Annotated in this window: 17 protein-coding genes and 2 tRNA genes; 8 read left to right on the top strand and 11 right to left on the bottom strand. The window is 61.8% G+C overall.

What is annotated here, in order from left to right:
- The first annotated feature begins 35 nt into the window (after positions 1–35).
- From trbL to X750_RS154265, 7 genes are all read left to right on the top strand, one after another.
- Positions 36–1,358: a P-type conjugative transfer protein TrbL gene (gene trbL, locus X750_RS154240; protein ID WP_023747224.1), complete on the top strand. Its 1,323-nt coding sequence runs from the start codon at positions 36–38 to the stop codon at positions 1,356–1,358.
- Entirely contained in the window at positions 1,359–2,090 is a 732-nt protein-coding gene (trbF, locus tag X750_RS154245) for a conjugal transfer protein TrbF (RefSeq protein ID WP_023724108.1), read from the top strand.
- Complete coding sequence (gene trbG, locus X750_RS154250) at positions 2,080–3,108, top strand: P-type conjugative transfer protein TrbG (RefSeq protein ID WP_023724107.1); 1,029 nt, start codon at positions 2,080–2,082, stop codon at positions 3,106–3,108. Before trbF ends, trbG begins: the two co-directional genes overlap by 11 nt.
- Positions 3,109–3,118: 10 nt before the next feature.
- Positions 3,119–4,336 carry a TrbI/VirB10 family protein gene (locus tag X750_RS154255; protein WP_023747223.1) on the top strand — a complete coding sequence of 406 codons (1,218 nt, stop codon included), beginning with the start codon at positions 3,119–3,121 and terminating at the stop codon, positions 4,334–4,336.
- Between the two features lie 13 nt (positions 4,337–4,349).
- Positions 4,350–4,628 carry a DUF2274 domain-containing protein gene (locus X750_RS154260; RefSeq protein ID WP_023689356.1) on the top strand — a complete coding sequence of 93 codons (279 nt, stop codon included), beginning with the start codon at positions 4,350–4,352 and terminating at the stop codon, positions 4,626–4,628.
- A 673-nt stretch (positions 4,629–5,301) separates the two neighbouring features.
- Positions 5,302–5,595: a helix-turn-helix domain-containing protein gene (locus X750_RS0132495; RefSeq protein WP_023689355.1), complete on the top strand. Its 294-nt coding sequence runs from the start codon at positions 5,302–5,304 to the stop codon at positions 5,593–5,595.
- The gene (locus X750_RS154265; protein WP_050588757.1) at positions 5,596–6,918 is read left to right on the top strand and encodes a type II toxin-antitoxin system HipA family toxin; all 1,323 of its coding nucleotides are present in this window, start codon (positions 5,596–5,598) and stop codon (positions 6,916–6,918) included. It begins immediately after the preceding gene.
- Between the two features lie 263 nt (positions 6,919–7,181).
- Here the strand turns inward: X750_RS154265 and X750_RS154270 are convergent, their stop codons facing one another.
- From X750_RS154270 to X750_RS154320, 11 genes are all read right to left on the bottom strand, one after another.
- Positions 7,182–8,492: an integrase arm-type DNA-binding domain-containing protein gene (locus X750_RS154270; protein ID WP_023747221.1), complete on the bottom strand. Its 1,311-nt coding sequence runs from the start codon at positions 8,490–8,492 to the stop codon at positions 7,182–7,184.
- Positions 8,493–8,704: 212 nt separating this feature from the next.
- A tRNA-Phe gene (locus tag X750_RS154275) sits at positions 8,705–8,780 on the bottom strand.
- Between the two features lie 214 nt (positions 8,781–8,994).
- On the bottom strand, positions 8,995–9,186 hold the full coding sequence (gene yacG / locus X750_RS154280; protein WP_023669280.1) for a DNA gyrase inhibitor YacG: 192 nt from the start codon (positions 9,184–9,186) through the stop codon (positions 8,995–8,997).
- Positions 9,183–9,809 (bottom strand): Maf-like protein, encoded by a 627-nt coding sequence (locus tag X750_RS154285; RefSeq protein ID WP_023747220.1) that lies wholly within the window; start codon positions 9,807–9,809, stop codon positions 9,183–9,185. Before X750_RS154285 ends, yacG begins: the two co-directional genes overlap by 4 nt.
- A 19-nt stretch (positions 9,810–9,828) precedes the next feature.
- Positions 9,829–10,047 carry a translation initiation factor IF-1 gene (gene infA / locus X750_RS154290; RefSeq protein WP_006200926.1) on the bottom strand — a complete coding sequence of 73 codons (219 nt, stop codon included), beginning with the start codon at positions 10,045–10,047 and terminating at the stop codon, positions 9,829–9,831.
- Between the two features lie 185 nt (positions 10,048–10,232).
- Entirely contained in the window at positions 10,233–10,697 is a 465-nt protein-coding gene (locus X750_RS154295; protein ID WP_084567121.1) for a low molecular weight phosphatase family protein, read from the bottom strand.
- A complete protein-coding gene (locus X750_RS154300; protein ID WP_023669283.1) occupies positions 10,685–11,170 on the bottom strand; it encodes a UPF0262 family protein in 486 nt (161 codons plus the stop codon). Before X750_RS154300 ends, X750_RS154295 begins: the two co-directional genes overlap by 13 nt.
- A 6-nt stretch (positions 11,171–11,176) precedes the next feature.
- Positions 11,177–12,469, bottom strand: coding sequence for a histidinol dehydrogenase (gene hisD / locus X750_RS154305; protein ID WP_023747218.1), 1,293 nt, complete (start codon positions 12,467–12,469; stop codon positions 11,177–11,179).
- A 134-nt stretch (positions 12,470–12,603) separates the two neighbouring features.
- Positions 12,604–13,038, bottom strand: coding sequence for a DUF2948 family protein (locus X750_RS154310; RefSeq protein WP_023681909.1), 435 nt, complete (start codon positions 13,036–13,038; stop codon positions 12,604–12,606).
- 167 nt (positions 13,039–13,205) lie between these two features.
- Positions 13,206–14,498: a UDP-N-acetylglucosamine 1-carboxyvinyltransferase gene (murA, locus tag X750_RS154315; RefSeq protein ID WP_023727782.1), complete on the bottom strand. Its 1,293-nt coding sequence runs from the start codon at positions 14,496–14,498 to the stop codon at positions 13,206–13,208.
- A gap of 134 nt (positions 14,499–14,632) precedes the next feature.
- Complete coding sequence (locus tag X750_RS154320) at positions 14,633–14,827, bottom strand: hypothetical protein (protein ID WP_023732387.1); 195 nt, start codon at positions 14,825–14,827, stop codon at positions 14,633–14,635.
- A gap of 150 nt (positions 14,828–14,977) precedes the next feature.
- On the opposite strand from X750_RS154320, the gene X750_RS154325 reads away from it, so the two are divergent.
- A tRNA-Thr gene (locus X750_RS154325) sits at positions 14,978–15,052 on the top strand.
- The last annotated feature ends 138 nt before the right edge of the window (positions 15,053–15,190 follow it).

Raw genomic sequence — 15,190 nt, 5'->3', positions numbered from 1 at the left:
CGGCAGTTCTTCAAGACAACGAGGAAGGCGGCGACATGAACGACCTCGGAGTCATCGATCGCTTCATGGAGACCTTTACCCGCTACATTGACAGTGGGTTCGGTCTGCTTTCGGGCGACGTCGCCTTTCTCACCACCATTCTGATCGGCATTGACATCACGCTCGCGGGCTTGGTCTGGGCGTTCGGCGGCGAGCCCAACATTCTCGGCCGGCTTGTTCGCAAAGTGCTCTATGTCGGCGCCTTCGCCTTCGTCCTGAACAATTTCAAGAACTTCGCCGACATAATTTACCGCTCCTTTGCCGGTCTCGGCATCAACGCATCGGCCGGCAACCTGTCCGCCGACAGTCTCCTGCGGCCAGGCCGCATTGCCGCGGCCGGCTTCGAGGGCGCCTGGCCGCTCCTCAATCAAGCGAGCCAGCTAGTAGGCTTCCCCGAGATCTTCGGTAACGCGCTCACCATCTTCGTGCTGCTTCTGGCCTGGTTCCTGGTCCTCATCGCCTTCTTCATTCTTTCCATCCAGCTCTTCATCACCATCCTCGAGTTCAAGCTCACCACGCTGGCCGGCTTCGTCCTGGTGCCCTTCGCGCTCTGGAACCGTTCGGCGTTTCTGGCCGAGCGCGTGCTCGGCAATGTGATTTCGTCGGGCATCAAGGTGATGGTGCTTGCCGTCATCGTCGGCATCGGCTCCACGCTCTTTGGCGAGTTCGCTTCCGCCCTGCAGGGCCAGGAGCCGGACCTGGCGGCGGCCATGTCTCAGGTGCTGGGTGCGCTGGCGCTGCTTGGGCTCGGCATTTTCGGCCCCGGGATTGCCTCGGGTCTTGTTTCCGGCGCGCCGCAGCTTGGCGCCGGCGCGGCACTTGGAACAACGGCGGCCGCAGCTGGATCAACGCTCGTTGCCGGAGGCGCTGCGTTTGCCGGCGCGCGCATGGCAACAGGCGGCGGCCTCGCCGCAGTCCGTGCCGGCGCCGCCATGGGGTCCGCTGCCACCGTCGCTTGGCAAACGGGGCGCGCGACATCGCCCGAGTCCGGGCTGTCCGGGGTAGCTGCTGGGCTGCATGGGGTTGCGAGTGCCGCTAGCGGCGCCGCGATGCGGGGAATGCGATCCGCAGCAGAACCATTCCGCCGTAGTGCCGACGCCGGTCGCGATGCCGGCTGGACCGCGACCGGCGGCATGCCGACCGCGTCAAAGACAGGAACCTCGCCCGCTGCAGCCTCTGACCCCGCGCCGGTCTGGGCAAGGCGTCTGCGTTCCGAACAGACCGCACGCGCCCATCGCAATGCTGCCACGCAGGCGGTGCGCGATGGAGATCGGGGCGGAAGCGGCGCCAATCCCTCCCTCAATGACAAGGAAGACTAGATGCTCTTCAAGCGACCCGTTCAGCGTTATGGAAAGACGCCCGAACCCGTAACACCCTACCAGAAGGCCAGCCAACTCTGGGATGAGCGCATCGGCACGGCGCGCGTCCAGGCCAAGAACTGGCGCTTCATGGCCTTTGGCTGCCTGGCTCTGACGACGGGGCTTTCCGGTGGGCTTCTGTGGCAGTCGATGCAGGGCCGCGTCGTGCCTTATGTCGTCGAGGTCGACCGCTTTGGCGAGGCGCACGCGGTCGCGCCGGCAGTCCAAAACTACCAGCCCGACGATGCCCAGATCGCCTGGCATCTCAGCCGCTTCATCCAGAATGTCCGTTCGGTTTCCACCGATGCGGTTCTGGTGCGGCAGAATTGGCTGTCGGCCTACGACTTTGCCACCGACCGAGCGGCGCTCTTCCTCAACGAATATGCCAAGGCGAACGACCCTTTCGGCCAAATCGGCACGCGCAGCGTGTCAGTGCAGGTGACCAGCGTGGTCAGGGCTTCCGACAGCTCGTTCCAGGTCAAATGGACCGAGCAGGTGTTCGAGCGCGGCAGCCTCGCCAGCACGACGCGCTGGATCGGGATCCTCACCATCCTCATCCGCCCGCCTAGGACAACCGAGCAGCTGCGCAAGAACCCGCTCGGCGTCTTCATCAACGCCATCGACTGGTCGCGCGAGCTCGACAGCGCCGCGCCAACCCCCGTTTCCCCTAAGGAGCCCGCCAATGACAAATAGAGCCCCATTGCTTCGTGCTGCCTTGATCCTGTCGGCGTCTGCTGCGGTTCTTTCGGCCTGTGCCTCGAAGCCAGTGCCGCCGCCTCAGATTTCCTATGACCACGAGGACTTCAAACCAGCCGCGATCGAGAAGGCGCCGGAGAAGCCGGTCAAGGTCGTGGAAGTGCCGAAACCGTTACCGTTGCCTGGTCAGTTGATGCCCGCACCCGGCAAGCCCGCCCCAGATAAGCGCTCGCCGGAAGAACAGGTCGCCGATGCCAACAAGGCGGCGACGCAACAACCCACCAAGTTTGGCTATGTCAATGCGGTGCAGGTTTACCCCTTTGCCGACGGCGCGCTCTACCAGCTCTACGCCGCGCCGGAGCGCGTCACCGATATCTCATTGCAGCGGGGCGAGAAGCTGACCTCGGTCTCAGCCGGCGATACGGTCCGTTGGGTGATCGGTGACACCGTTAGTGGCTCAGGCGATGACCAGCGCACTCATGTGCTGGTGAAGCCATTCGCGCCGGGGCTTGCCACCAATCTGGTCATCACGACGGACAGGCGATCCTATCACCTGCAGCTTCAAAGCACTGAGAAAACTGCCATGGCGGCGCTCTCCTGGATTTACAGCGAAGACCAACTCGTGGCGCTTCGGCGGCGCAACGCTCAGGCAGAGGCTGAAATGCCCGCGGCCTCGAACGTAGCACTCGAAAACATCCGCTTCCGCTATTCGATCACCGGCGACACGCCGCCGTGGAGACCGACGCGCGCCTTCGATGATGGCAGCAAGGTCTACATAGAGTTCCCGAAGCGCATTGATCAGGGCGAGGCGCCACCGCTCTTCATCGTCGGTGCTGACGGGGACAACCAGCTCGTCAACTATCGGATGCACGGCAACTACTACATCGTCGAGCGCCTCTTTGCCGCGGCTGAACTCCGTCTCGGCGCCAAGCAGCAGCAGGTGGTGCGCATCACCAGGACCGACGGACGGCAACTGCCGCGGCGGATATCGCTCTTTTCGCGTTTTGGCAGGTGAGGGGAGGCTCATGACCGACACGTCCCGCCCCAATGTTCCGCCCAAACTCGATCCCGAACAGCTGCAGCTGCGGGCCTCACCGCGCCGGGCCGTGCGCTTCAAGCGCGGCATAATCGTCGCGATCGCAGCTGTTGGCTCCGCCACCATCTTTGGCGTCACGATGATGGCGCTGCAGGGGCCGGCACTGCGCCTGAAGCAGCAGGCTGAAGAGCTTTACAGCACCGACCGCAACCCGACCGCCGAGGGACTTGAATCGCTGCCCAAGGACTATTCCGGGAGCAAGCCGAAGGCTCCGGTGCTTGGACCGCCGCTGCCCGGGGATCTCGGCCGTCCTATTCTCGAGCACCAGCGCCAGCTTGGCATCGCACCTGGGCAAGACGTTTCCGCCGAGGCGCAGCGGCTTGCACAACAAGCGATTGAGGCGCGCGAGTCGCAAGTCCTCTTCCGTATCGAAAACCGGCCCCAGCAGACGGAAGCTTTTGGCAATGGGCAGGGCGGACGTTCGCCTTTCGAGACGGCGTCTCCGCAGCCAGATACCGAAGGCCAGCGAGCTTCCTTCGCGCCGGCCGAGGGCGACCAGAACAATCAACAGCGCAAGCTCGATTTCATCGATCAACGGAACACCGGCGGGATCTACAACCCGCATGCACTGCAGACGCCGGCTTCGCCCTATCAGATCATGGCCGGTAGCGTGATCGCTGCAAGCCTGATCACCGGCATCAATTCCGATCTGCCCGGCCTTGTCGTCGCCCAGATCACCGAGAATGTGCACGACAGCGTCACCGGCAGCATCCTGCTCATCCCGCAGGGCTCACGGCTGATCGGCACCTACGACAGCGTTGTAGCCTTTGGGCAAAGGCGCGCTCTGTTGGTGTGGCAACGCATCGTGATGCCGGACGGCTCCTCTACCGAAATCGACAATCTGCCCGTGACCGACGCGGCCGGCTATGCCGGGCTCGAGGACAAGGTGGATTTCCATACTTGGCAGTTGATCAAGGGCGTCGCGGTAGCCACATTGCTGGGGGTTGGTACCGAGTTGAGCTTTGGGGAAAATGAAAGCGACTTGGTCAAGGCAATTCGTGAATCCACCCAGCAGAACGTCAGTCAAGCGGGCCAACGGATCACTGAAAAGAACCTGAACGTCCAACCCACGATCACCGTGCGCCCTGGTTGGCCGTTGCGCGTCATCGTGCACAAGGACCTCGTGTTGCGGCCATACACGGGGTGAACAGGAGGACTTCATGGCTAACCTGAAACTCGGAAAGCTTCCGGACCGGACACCTTCGAAGATCACCATCACCGTTGGCGCCGACTTGAGCCAAGCACTCAACGACTATGCCGCACTTTACCGTGAGACCTATGGCGAGTCCGAAACGGTGGCGGAACTGATCCCCTTTATGCTGGTCGGGTTCCTGGAAGGCGACCGGGCGTTTGCCAAGGCCAGAAAGGAAGGTCTGCCGGGCGCCGGCGCGTCGGAGAAACCACGAAGGCAATCATCTTCCACACTGGACAACGGTTAGCGCTTGGTGTCGTTTTGGAGCACGCTAGGTTCTTGATCCTGACCGCGTTGCCGCCGGTCCGTACTCCACCAGTTCGAGTGCCTCCTCCTTTGTGCAGGAATTCGCCTGAGCGAGTTCGAGCGCCTCTTCAAGGAAGCGATGATTGCGCTCCTGTACATCGAGGTGCGCCGGCGTCGGAAAGCACGCGACAATCCATTGCCACACGCGGTGTTGAAACGAGCCTGAAGGCATGTCTAATTCCTAGCGGCTACCTTGAGAAGACACTGAGTCTGAGGGAGATTCAAGTTTCAGGGGAACAACTAAGCCTGCTAGACAATAAGTGCATAAAAGCCGTGGCTTTTTCTTGCGGCCGGCCTCGTTCTCTTCGGACAAAAATCGATCTTGTCACGATGCCGCCAGACCGGATGCTGAATGACAGCTTCTCGCCAACAGTAATTGAATAGCGGACCAGACCGGTCCCGGCCCCGACAAGTTGTTGAGTTCTCGACCAGCGGTCATTCTCGATGGTACCGTGGCGAAAGGTCGATCGCACATTGTTGCGTGGCGCAATGATGGTATATGAAGGTTGCCGATATTTGAACCTATATAGCGTTAAATTGATATAGTAGCGTATATTGACACCCGTCATATACGCGCGTATATCAGGCTAGCTCATACAGAAATCGTATACGCCATGAAGATCAGAACAGCTCGCGACATTGGAATCCTGATCAAGGAGGCCCGCACCCGGCGCGGCCTGTCACAGGCTGCCTTGGCCAAAATGATCACCACGACGCAGACGTGGGTGTCGTGGATCGAGAACGGCAAGCCCAGCGCCGAGATCGGCAACGTGCTGCTGGCGCTGACCACGCTTGGTGTGGAGATGGACTTTCAGATCCCGCCGGCGCCGACGTCGGCTGATCATCATCATAATGCCGATGAACGGCATGTCGACGATGACGACGACGAGATTCCCTACAAGCTCTAGATGACGATGATCATGATGAACCCGATCGACACCCTCGACGTCTATATCGCTGGCAGACCGGTTGGGGGGCTCCACCACCTGCAGGGCGGCAAGCTTTCGTTCTCCTATCACGAGGCATGGATGGAAGGCCGGGTGGCGATCCCGCTCTCCCTGTCCATGCCGACGATCACCAGGACCTACGAGGGCAAGGTCGTCGAGGCATTCCTCTGGGGCCTACTGCCGGATAATGAGCAGACCCTCGCCAGATGGGCGCAGAGGTTCCAGGTCTCCGCCCGAAACCCGTTTGCCCTGCTCAAGAATGTCGGCCGCGACTGCGCCGGCGCCGTCCAGTTCCTTTCGCGTGGCGACCAGATTTCCCGCGGCGAGAACGTGGAGTTGCTCACCGAGGCGCAGATCGGCGACCGCCTGCGCGATCTGCGCAAGGATGGTGCAGCGACCCGGCGCATCGGCGATCCTGGTCAGTTCAGTCTCGCTGGTGCGCAGGCAAAGACGGCGTTCCATTTCGATAAGGGCAGCAATCGCTGGGGGATCCCTCTAGGCGACACGCCCACGACACACATCTTCAAGCCGCCTTTGCCGCACTTGCACGGGCATACCGAGAACGAGCATTTCTGCCTGCAGCTTGCATCCAAGCTCGGCATGGACGCTGCACATAGCCAGGTTCTCGCCTTCGCAGGCGAAAAGGCAATCGTTATCGAGCGCTACGACCGCCGCAACAACGAGGGCAAGACCATCCGCATCCATCAGGAGGACATGTGCCAGGCCCTGTCGGTGATGCCGACGCTCAAGTACGAGAACCAGGGTGGGCCAGGTATCACGACGATCTCCAGAAAGGTGCTGTCGGCCTCCCTCGACCCCGTCCAAGACCGTCAGATCTTCATGGCCGCGAACGTCTTCAACTGGATCATCGCCGGCACGGACGCGCATGCAAAGAACTACTCGATGCTGCTCGGAGCCCAGGGCGAGGCCCGCCTAGCTCCGCTCTACGACATCTCCTCCATTCTGCCGCACCTCGGGGGAGAGATCCAATCTGAGATGCGCGACCTTAAACTGGCGATGAAGATCGACAGAGTCTATCCCATCGAGGAGATCATGCCGCGCCACTGGGGGCGCTGTGCGTCCTCAGCAAAGGTTGGCGGCGAGTACACGGTGCGGACGATCCGCCATCAGCTCGCGGTGATGCCCGATATGGCATCGGAGTGCGCCCAAGAGCTTCGCCAGGAGGGGATCATCCATGAGATCGTTGGTCGCCTCGTCGACGCGATCGCGACGCGCATCAAGGGCTTGTCCCGGATCTATGGAGAGGAAGGTTGTGGAGGTTAAAGTCGGGCGGGGATAGCGGATCCACGGACTAATGCCGGCGAAACGGACGGACCGCACACTGCCCACGGGATTCTCGCTCTAATAGCGCGCGGCCCCGGGCCGGGTAGATGGCCGGTTTCGGAACCGGCCATCGGCAGCTTGAATGACGGAAATGGGTCGGCTGCAGAACGGCAGCTTCCCGCCGAACGCGGTCAACTTTCTCTCCGGAAAATCTGACAATGCGGGCCTACGATTTGGCGTCGAGTTGTGGCGTTTTTCGACGGTCAGTATGATTTCCGGCGGTTGGAGATTTGTATCGGCGTTTGATGAACGGCCGCTGTTGGGTTCAAAGTGGATGGTCGCGTTGGTGTGTGGACAGCAGGCTTGCGGCGTCCCTCGATTGAGATCACCCGCAGGTTTTTGCTCTTGAGTTCATCCAGATAATCGGCCCACCACTGCATCATCTCGACGCGCTCGTCCCAGTGCTCTGCCCGGGCGTAGGCGCGCCGAACGTCGTTGTTCTCAATGTGGGCCAGCTGCCGCTCTATCGCGTCCGGATGCCACTTGCCGCATTCGTTCAGCAGAGTTGATGCCGTTGCTCGAAAACCATGCGCGGTAGCTTCTTCCTTGCTGTAACCCATACGACGCAGTGCGGCGTTAAGGGTATTGTCGGAAATCGGACGCGAAGCCGATCGAACACTAGGAAACAGCAGCGATCCATCACCAGAGATTTCTCTCAGTGAAGTCAGGACGCTAATCGCTTGCTTTGATAGGGGTATGCGGTGCGGCCGTCGCATTTTCATGCGTGCTTCAGGGATCGTCCACACCGAGCTTTCAAAATCGAACTCTTCCCATTCAGCGGCGCGAAGCTCGCCTGGGCGGGGAAACAGCAGCGCTATCAGCTTCAGACCGGCTCGGGTTGTAGGCTGTCCGTCAAATGCATGGATCGCCCTCAGCAAACCGCCCAAGGCCTTCGGATCGGTAATCGCGGCGCGAGACGTTACCTTCGGACTGATGAGTGCGCCTCTGAGGGCGAAGGTCGGATCTGTCTCGGCGCGTGCGGTCGCGATCGCGTATCGAAACACGCTGCCGATGGTGGAGCGCAGCCGCCTGGCCGACTCATACCGACCGCGAACCTCCACGCGACGGAGGGCGGTAAGGATGCTGGCCGGCTCGATCTCCCGAATGCACTTGTCGCCGATTATCGGATAGGCAAAGTCGAGCAGCCATTTGACCTTGCTGATCGTCCGGTCGGCACGTCCCTCCTTCTTCAACTTGTCAACATATTCGTCCGCGATTGAGCGAAAGGAGTCCTTTGCCGAATCGGCCTTCCGCAAGCTGCGTTCCTTTCCAGGGTCGACGCCAGCTAGCAGGAGCCTTTTAGCATCATCGCGCGCCTCCCGTGCCTCGGCGAGAGAGATAAGGGGATAGCTGCCCAGCGCGAGCAGTTTCTGCTTGCCGTCAAAGCGGTAGGCGAGCCGCCAGAGGCGAGAGCCCGTGGGCTGTACCCATAGCTGCAGCCCGCCCCCGTCAGACAATTTCGCGAGTTTGGAAGCAGGGCGGGCGTTTCGACATTTCACGTCGGATAGGGCCATTCGTCAGGTCTCCCTTGGCTGTTTCGATACCATCAGGATGTCGAATACCAACGGAAATACCATCCCCCCGCCTCGTTGGATCAAATGCGCCCGAAGCGCTCTCTGTCACGCCTAATTGCGCAATGCGACAGCAAAAGATCAATAATTCCAGTCGCTTGCAGAAGCTGCAGCGTAGACGGTTCGGCTAAACGGAGTGTCGGGAGAAGAGGGGATGGTGCCCAGAGGCGGATTCGAACCACCGACACGCGGATTTTCAGTCCGCTGCTCTACCAACTGAGCTATCTGGGCCTCGCCGGCAAACGAGACATCGCCTGACCGGATTTCAGGAAAGCGCCGTGGGGCACCCCTTGAAAGCGCGTGGGTTATAGCACGGGAATTCGGCCTGTCCAGCGCCTAAGCGCTGATTTTCCGGGGCAATTGTCGCAGACAATACCGACGCCGGCAAAGCAGCAATTGCGTAAGGTCGGCGAAGTGGAATTGCGCGGCCGGCACCGCCCAAACCCTACTTCGGCTCGTCGCTCTCGTCCTCGTCATCCCGCGCGGTGATGACATAGGCGCCCTTCAGCCAGCGGTTGAGGTCGATGTCCTTGCAGCGCTTCGAACAGAACGGATAGGTCTCGCGCGCCGACGGCTTGCCGCATTCGGGGCAGGGGCGCTTCGGGCGCAGTGGTGTGACCTTATCGTCCAGGCTCATGGCCGCGCGGTATGCCAGCTGGTGTGGACCTTGAAGCCTTCGCCCGAAAGCAGCGCCACTGTCTCGTAGAGCGGCAGGCCGACAATGTTGGTGTAGGAGCCGACCAGCTTGACGACGAACGACCCGGCGAGACCCTGGACGGCATAGCCGCCGGCCTTGCCGCGCCATTCGCCGGAGGCTACATAGGCGTCGATCTCCTCGCGCGGCAGCCGCTTGAAGCGAACCCTGGATTCAACCAGCCTTTGGCGCAGCTTGCCGCCCGGCGTAATCAGGCAGATGCCGGAATAGACCCGGTGCGAACGGCCCGAAAGCAGTCCAAGGCAATTGGCGGCGTCGTCCAGCGTCTCGGCCTTGGGCAGGATACGGCGTCCGACCGCGACCACCGTATCGGCGGCCAGCACGAAGCCCGGCGCATAGTCTTCCTCGCTTTTCAGCGAGGCCAGAGCCTTCTCGGCCTTTTCCTTCGACAGCCGCTTGGCCAGCGAGCGCGGATGTTCGGCGCGCAGCGGCGTTTCGTCGACATCGGCCGGCAGCACGCGGTCCGGCTCGATGCCGGCCTGTTGCAACAGTTCGATCCGGCGCGGCGAACCAGAGGCAAGCACGAGCTTCTGCAGGATGCTCATCGCGGTTCGCGCCGGACTGTTACTTGAAACGGTAGGTGATGCGGCCCTTGGTCAGGTCATAGGGCGTCATCTCGACCAGGACCTTGTCGCCGGTCAGCACACGGATGCGGTTCTTGCGCATGCGGCCGGCCGTATGGGCGATGATCTCGTGTTCGTTTTCGAGCTTCACCCGGAACATCGCGTTGGGCAACAATTCCGTCACGACACCCGGAAACTCGAGGACTTCTTCCTTCGGCATTCGATACCTTTGCTTGGATTGCAGTTCCGGCGCCCTGGAGCGCCCAGGCCGGAATTTCGGCGGAACCTATATGATAATCGTGCGCTTGTGAACACGCTTAGATCGCGTCATATGCGACGCGCTCCAAGCTTTCGTTTTATGCATGTCGTTGTCTCAAAACCGGGACCGCTTTTGAGCGACATGCATCAATCCGCCGCGTTTTTTACCTCCGGAAGCAGAAAACGTCGGCTGATGCGCGCTCTCAGCCGTTCTCTCACGTCGCGATAGCTGGCCATGATCTGCTCGCGCCTGCCGCCGACATCGGTCGGATCCGGCATCGGCCAGTATTCGACGTCGACGGCAAGCGAGCGGGTGAGTTCGAGCGCGGCGTGGTGGGCTTCCGGCGCCAGGGTGACGATCAGGTCGAAATAATCGTCCTCGAGATCGTCCATCGAGCGCGGCTGGCGCTCGCCCAGCGTCAGGCCCTCTTCGGCCAGCACCGCGTCGACGAACGGATCGCGCTCGCCCCTGTGCACGCCGGCAGAGGCGACGAAAGTGGCCGGCGGCAGCATGCGCCGCGCCAGCTGCTCGGCCATCGGTGAGCGCACGGCGTTCATGCCGCACAAAAACAGGATCGAGCGGGGCGCCCCAGTCAGGTCTAACCCCGCCAGTGCAGCACGCAGACCAGCGTGAACAGCCGCCGCGCCGTGTCGAAGTCGATGTCGATCTTGCCGGCAAGCCGGTCCATCAACGTCTGCGAGCCTTCATTGTGTAGGCCGCGCCGGCCCATGTCGATCGCCTCGATATGGCTTGGCGTCGAGGAGCGGATGGCGTCGTAATAGCTTTCGCAGATCAGGTAGTAGTCCTTGACGATGCGCCTGAGCGGCGTCAGCGACAGGATATGGGTGACGACATCAGCACCATCCTCTCGGGCGACCGCAAACACCAGCCGGGATTCGGCCAGCGACAGCTTCAGCCGATAAGGCCCGGCGCCGTCATCATTGACCGGCTGAAAGCTGTTCTCCTCGATCAGGTCGAAGATCGCCACCGCGCGCTCATGTTCGACATCGGGCGTCGAACGGCCGATCGACTCGTCGAGCTCGACATCGATCAGCCTTGCGCGGGTTTGATCGCCGTCCGCCATCGCCGCCTACATGTTCAGCCGGATGGCGACGGAGCGGCCATGCGCGTCGAGGCCTTCCGCCTTGGCCAGCGCAATCGCCGCCGGCGCAAGTGCTCTCAGCTGCTCCGGCCCGAGCTTCAGGATCGAGGTGCGCTTGACGAAATCGAGCACCGACAGGCCCGAAGAGAAGCGCGCCGAACGCGCCGTCGGCAGCACGTGGTTGGAGCCGCCGACATAGTCGCCGATGACTTCGGGCGTATGGCGTCCCAGAAACACAGCACCTGCATTGCGCATCCTGGCCAGGAAGCCTTCGGCATCGTCGATAGCAAGCTCGACATGTTCCGCGGCGATGCGGTCGACCAGCGGCAGCGCGGCTTCGATGGTCTCCACCAGGATCACCGCGCCGAAATCGCGCCAGCTGGCAGCCGCCGTCTCGGCGCGCGGCAGGCTCAGCAATTGGCGCTCGACCGCCTGTTCGACTGCTTTTCCGAACGCAGGATCGTTCGTGATCAGGATCGATTGCGCCGACACGTCGTGCTCGGCCTGCGCCAGAAGATCGGCGGCGATCCAGTCGGGATCGTTGCTGCCGTCGGCCACGACCAGCACTTCAGACGGTCCGGCAATCATGTCGATGCCGACCGTGCCGAACACCTGGCGCTTGGCGGCGGCGACATAGGCATTGCCGGGCCCGACGATCTTGGCGACCGGCCGGATCGTTTCGGTGCCATAGGCAAGGGCGGCGATCGCCTGCGCGCCGCCGACGCGGTAAATCTCTGAAACGCCTGATATATCGGCGGCCACCAGCACCAGCGGATTGATGATGCCGCCCGGCGCCGGCACGACGATGACGATGCGCTCGACGCCCGCCACCCTGGCCGGCACGGCGTTCATCAGCACCGAGCTTGGATAGCTTGCCGTGCCGCCCGGCACATAGAGCCCGACCGCCTCGATCGCCGTCCAGCGCGAACCCAACTCGACCCCGGCGGCATCGGTATAGCGATCGTCCTTGGGCATTTGTCGCTCGTGATGGGATCGGATGCGGTCACGGGCAAATTTCAGCGCCTCGACCGTCTGCGGATCGGCGTCTTTGTAGGCCTGCGCGATGTCGTCCTTCGACACGGCGATGCCGAGGCTATTGAGGTCGGCCTTGTCGAATTTCAGCGTGTAGTCGACCAGGGCAGCGTCGCCCTCGGCACGAACCCGCGCAATGATGGCGCGCACGGCAGTGTCGACGTCCTCCGATACCTCCCGCTTGGTGGTCAGGAAGGCGGCGAAACGCTGCTCGAAACCGGCATCGGACTGGATAAGCGTAATGGCCATCGGCTGCGTCTAGATCGTGATGAGACTTGGTTGAAATCTCATCACGATCTAACCCTTTGTTGGAGCATGATCTCTGGACAAACGATTCCCGTTTTGTCCAACAAAAACCGGCACCCACTTTTTGGGATCATGCTCTACACCCTGTGCACCGGACGCGAGGTCGCTTCCCAGGCGCCGCCTATGTCGGCAAGCCGCGCCTCGATGCATTCGACGTCGAGCATGATCGCGCCGCCGCCGGAAAAGACCAATTCGACGATGCCGGCCGGCTTGCTGATTTCGATAAAGCTGATTGCCAGAAGCGACAGCACCTCGGCCGGCCGATCGCGGGCAATGCCGCTGGTCTTGGCGCCGAGCACGCGGTCGAAATGCAACACCGCCTGGCGCCGCTCATTGTGCTTGCTGAACAGCCCGGACTTCGCCTCCCAGACGAAGCGGTTCATGGTCAATATGAAACGCTTGGCCGAAGGCAGGTATTCGAGATCCGAGACCTTCATCACGGCGTCCTGGACGTGAGCCGAGACGATGCTCAGATCCTGATCGTCGAGCGCAATGAGTTTGAGGGCTGCCATGCCGAATGCACACCTGAAAGTTGGTTTCAGCCTTCTGTTAGGCGGTCTTTCCGGTCGGTGCAACCGCGACACAAATTCAACCCGAGGCTAGCGCCTCGGGTTTGAAGTGTTGGCGGTGAATGGAGGCAGCACCAGACGCCTGTCTGTCTGAAGCAACTGCCGTGCGGTCAAGCCGAAATCCGCTCGATCACCGCGCCGCAATTGGAGAGCTTTTCTTCCAGCCGCTCAAAACCCCGGTCGAGGTGGTAGACGCGGTTGACCGTCGTTTCGCCTTCGGCCGCCAGACCGGCGATGACCAGCGACACCGAGGCGCGCAGATCGGTCGCCATGACGGGTGCGCCCTTCAGCTTGGCGACGCCGTCGACGATCGCCGTTTGGCCGGACAGCGTGATGTGGGCGCCGAGCCGGGCCAGTTCCTGCACATGCATGAAGCGGTTTTCAAAGATGGTCTCGGTGATGCGCGACTTGCCCTTGGCCATGGTCATCAGGCCCATGAACTGCGCCTGCAGATCGGTCGGGAAGGCCGGAAAGGGCGCCGTCGTGACGTCGACCGGCGAAATGCCGGCGCCGTTGCGCTTAACGCGAATGCCGGAGTTGGTCGGCGTGATCTCGGTACCGGTCTGGGCAATCACATCCAACGCGGTCTGTAGCAGCTCGGGGCGGGCGCCTTCGAGCACGACATCGCCGCCGGTCATGGCCACAGCCATGGCATAGGTCCCGGTCTCGATGCGGTCGGGGATGACGCGCACGCGCGCGCCCGACAGCGATTCGACGCCATCGATGGTGATGGTTGGAGTGCCGGCGCCGGAAATTTTTGCGCCCATGGCGTTGAGGCATTCGGCGAGGTTGACGATTTCGGGCTCGCAGGCGGCGTTTTCCAGCACCGTCTCGCCCTTGGCGAGCGCCGCCGCCATCATCAGCACATGGGTGGCGCCGACGGAGACTTTCGGGAACACATAGCGATTGCCGACGAGGCGGCCGTTCCTGGTCTTGGCCAGCACATAACCAGTGTCGACATCGATGTCGGCGCCCAGCGCCTGCAGGCCTTCAAGGAACAGGTCGACCGGCCGCGTGCCGATGGCGCAACCGCCGGGAAGCGACACTTTCGCCTCGCCCATGCGGGCCAGCAGCGGGCCGATCACCCAGAACGATGCCCGCATCTTCGACACCAGCTCGTAAGGCGCGGTCGTGTCGACGATGTTGCGGGCCGAGAAATTGATGGTGCGCGAATAGCCCTCATTCTGCTTCTCGCGGCGGCCGTTGACCGAATAGTCGACGCCGTGATTGCCGAGAATGCGGATCAGCTGCTCTACATCGGCCAGATGCGGCACGTTTTCCAGCGTCAGCGTGTCGTCGGTGAGCAGCGAGGCGATCATCAGCGGCAAAGCGGCGTTTTTCGCGCCCGAAATCGGAATGCTTCCGGCGAGCTTGTTGCCGCCGACAATTCTGATGCGATCCATGAGAGAATGTCCCCTCGGCCCGAAAGGCCGGTTTTCGTCAGTTTGCGTATCGGCCCGTCTAGACCATTGGCCGGCTTGGTTCAAGATTCCTGAGCCCGTTGGCCAAGTTGGCCGGCCAGTGTGGCCGATATCGGTCAGTCCTTGTGCATTTTTTCAGCAGCCGCCAGGCCTTCCGGGCGCTGGTCAGCGTCACCGGTGCGCCGCGAACGCGCTTGCGTCTTGCGCTTCATGAGATTGGCGCGCAACTGCTCGGCCAGACGGTCCTTGCGGTCAGTCCCGTCCTTTTTTTCCGGATCAGCCTTTTTCGGTGGAATTGTCTTCTCGTCCATCGTTCCGTCCCGCCCGCAACTGGCAGGGCCTGCCGTTCAAGGGATAGTTAGCATTGTGGCGCCGCCATGTCAGCGAAACTTGTCTGGCAAAGCCTTTCACAGACGCCTTGCGCTTGCCGGTTCTATATGGCAGAAGCCCCGCCATCAGCGGCTGCGGTAGCTCAGTGGTAGAGCACTCCCTTGGTAAGGGAGAGGTCGAGAGTTCAATCCTCTCTCGCAGCACCAGTTCATTCCTTTGATTTAAAAAGATGCAGTCGCGAAGTCCGGGTCTCGTTGCGGACCAAAAAAGCCGGCTGACGCAAAAGTGCCAATCCCGCGCATCCAACCGTGGCGCCTCGCCCGGAAACATTGAGAGAAAGAGGC

The organism is Mesorhizobium sp. LNJC391B00, from assembly GCF_000502535.1.
Taxonomy (GTDB): Bacteria; Pseudomonadota; Alphaproteobacteria; order Rhizobiales; family Rhizobiaceae; genus Mesorhizobium.
This window is presented reverse-complemented; position numbering and strand designations above follow the sequence as displayed.

What these genes read in the sequence shown, in the direction of transcription:
- trbL (WP_023747224.1), top strand. Translation starts at nt 36, where the DNA reads ATGAACGACCTCGGAGTCATCGATCGCTTCATGGAGACCTTTACCCGC.
- trbF (WP_023724108.1), top strand. Translation starts at nt 1,359, where the DNA reads ATGCTCTTCAAGCGACCCGTTCAGCGTTATGGAAAGACGCCCGAACCC.
- trbG (WP_023724107.1), top strand. Translation starts at nt 2,080, where the DNA reads ATGACAAATAGAGCCCCATTGCTTCGTGCTGCCTTGATCCTGTCGGCG.
- X750_RS154255 (WP_023747223.1), top strand. Translation starts at nt 3,119, where the DNA reads ATGACCGACACGTCCCGCCCCAATGTTCCGCCCAAACTCGATCCCGAA.
- X750_RS154260 (WP_023689356.1), top strand. Translation starts at nt 4,350, where the DNA reads ATGGCTAACCTGAAACTCGGAAAGCTTCCGGACCGGACACCTTCGAAG.
- X750_RS0132495 (WP_023689355.1), top strand. Translation starts at nt 5,302, where the DNA reads ATGAAGATCAGAACAGCTCGCGACATTGGAATCCTGATCAAGGAGGCC.
- X750_RS154265 (WP_050588757.1), top strand. Translation starts at nt 5,596, where the DNA reads ATGACGATGATCATGATGAACCCGATCGACACCCTCGACGTCTATATC.
- X750_RS154270 (WP_023747221.1), bottom strand. Translation starts at nt 8,492, where the DNA reads ATGGCCCTATCCGACGTGAAATGTCGAAACGCCCGCCCTGCTTCCAAA.
- yacG (WP_023669280.1), bottom strand. Translation starts at nt 9,186, where the DNA reads ATGAGCCTGGACGATAAGGTCACACCACTGCGCCCGAAGCGCCCCTGC.
- X750_RS154285 (WP_023747220.1), bottom strand. Translation starts at nt 9,809, where the DNA reads ATGAGCATCCTGCAGAAGCTCGTGCTTGCCTCTGGTTCGCCGCGCCGG.
- infA (WP_006200926.1), bottom strand. Translation starts at nt 10,047, where the DNA reads ATGCCGAAGGAAGAAGTCCTCGAGTTTCCGGGTGTCGTGACGGAATTG.
- X750_RS154300 (WP_023669283.1), bottom strand. Translation starts at nt 11,170, where the DNA reads ATGGCGGACGGCGATCAAACCCGCGCAAGGCTGATCGATGTCGAGCTC.
- hisD (WP_023747218.1), bottom strand. Translation starts at nt 12,469, where the DNA reads ATGGCCATTACGCTTATCCAGTCCGATGCCGGTTTCGAGCAGCGTTTC.
- X750_RS154310 (WP_023681909.1), bottom strand. Translation starts at nt 13,038, where the DNA reads ATGGCAGCCCTCAAACTCATTGCGCTCGACGATCAGGATCTGAGCATC.
- murA (WP_023727782.1), bottom strand. Translation starts at nt 14,498, where the DNA reads ATGGATCGCATCAGAATTGTCGGCGGCAACAAGCTCGCCGGAAGCATT.
- X750_RS154320 (WP_023732387.1), bottom strand. Translation starts at nt 14,827, where the DNA reads ATGGACGAGAAGACAATTCCACCGAAAAAGGCTGATCCGGAAAAAAAG.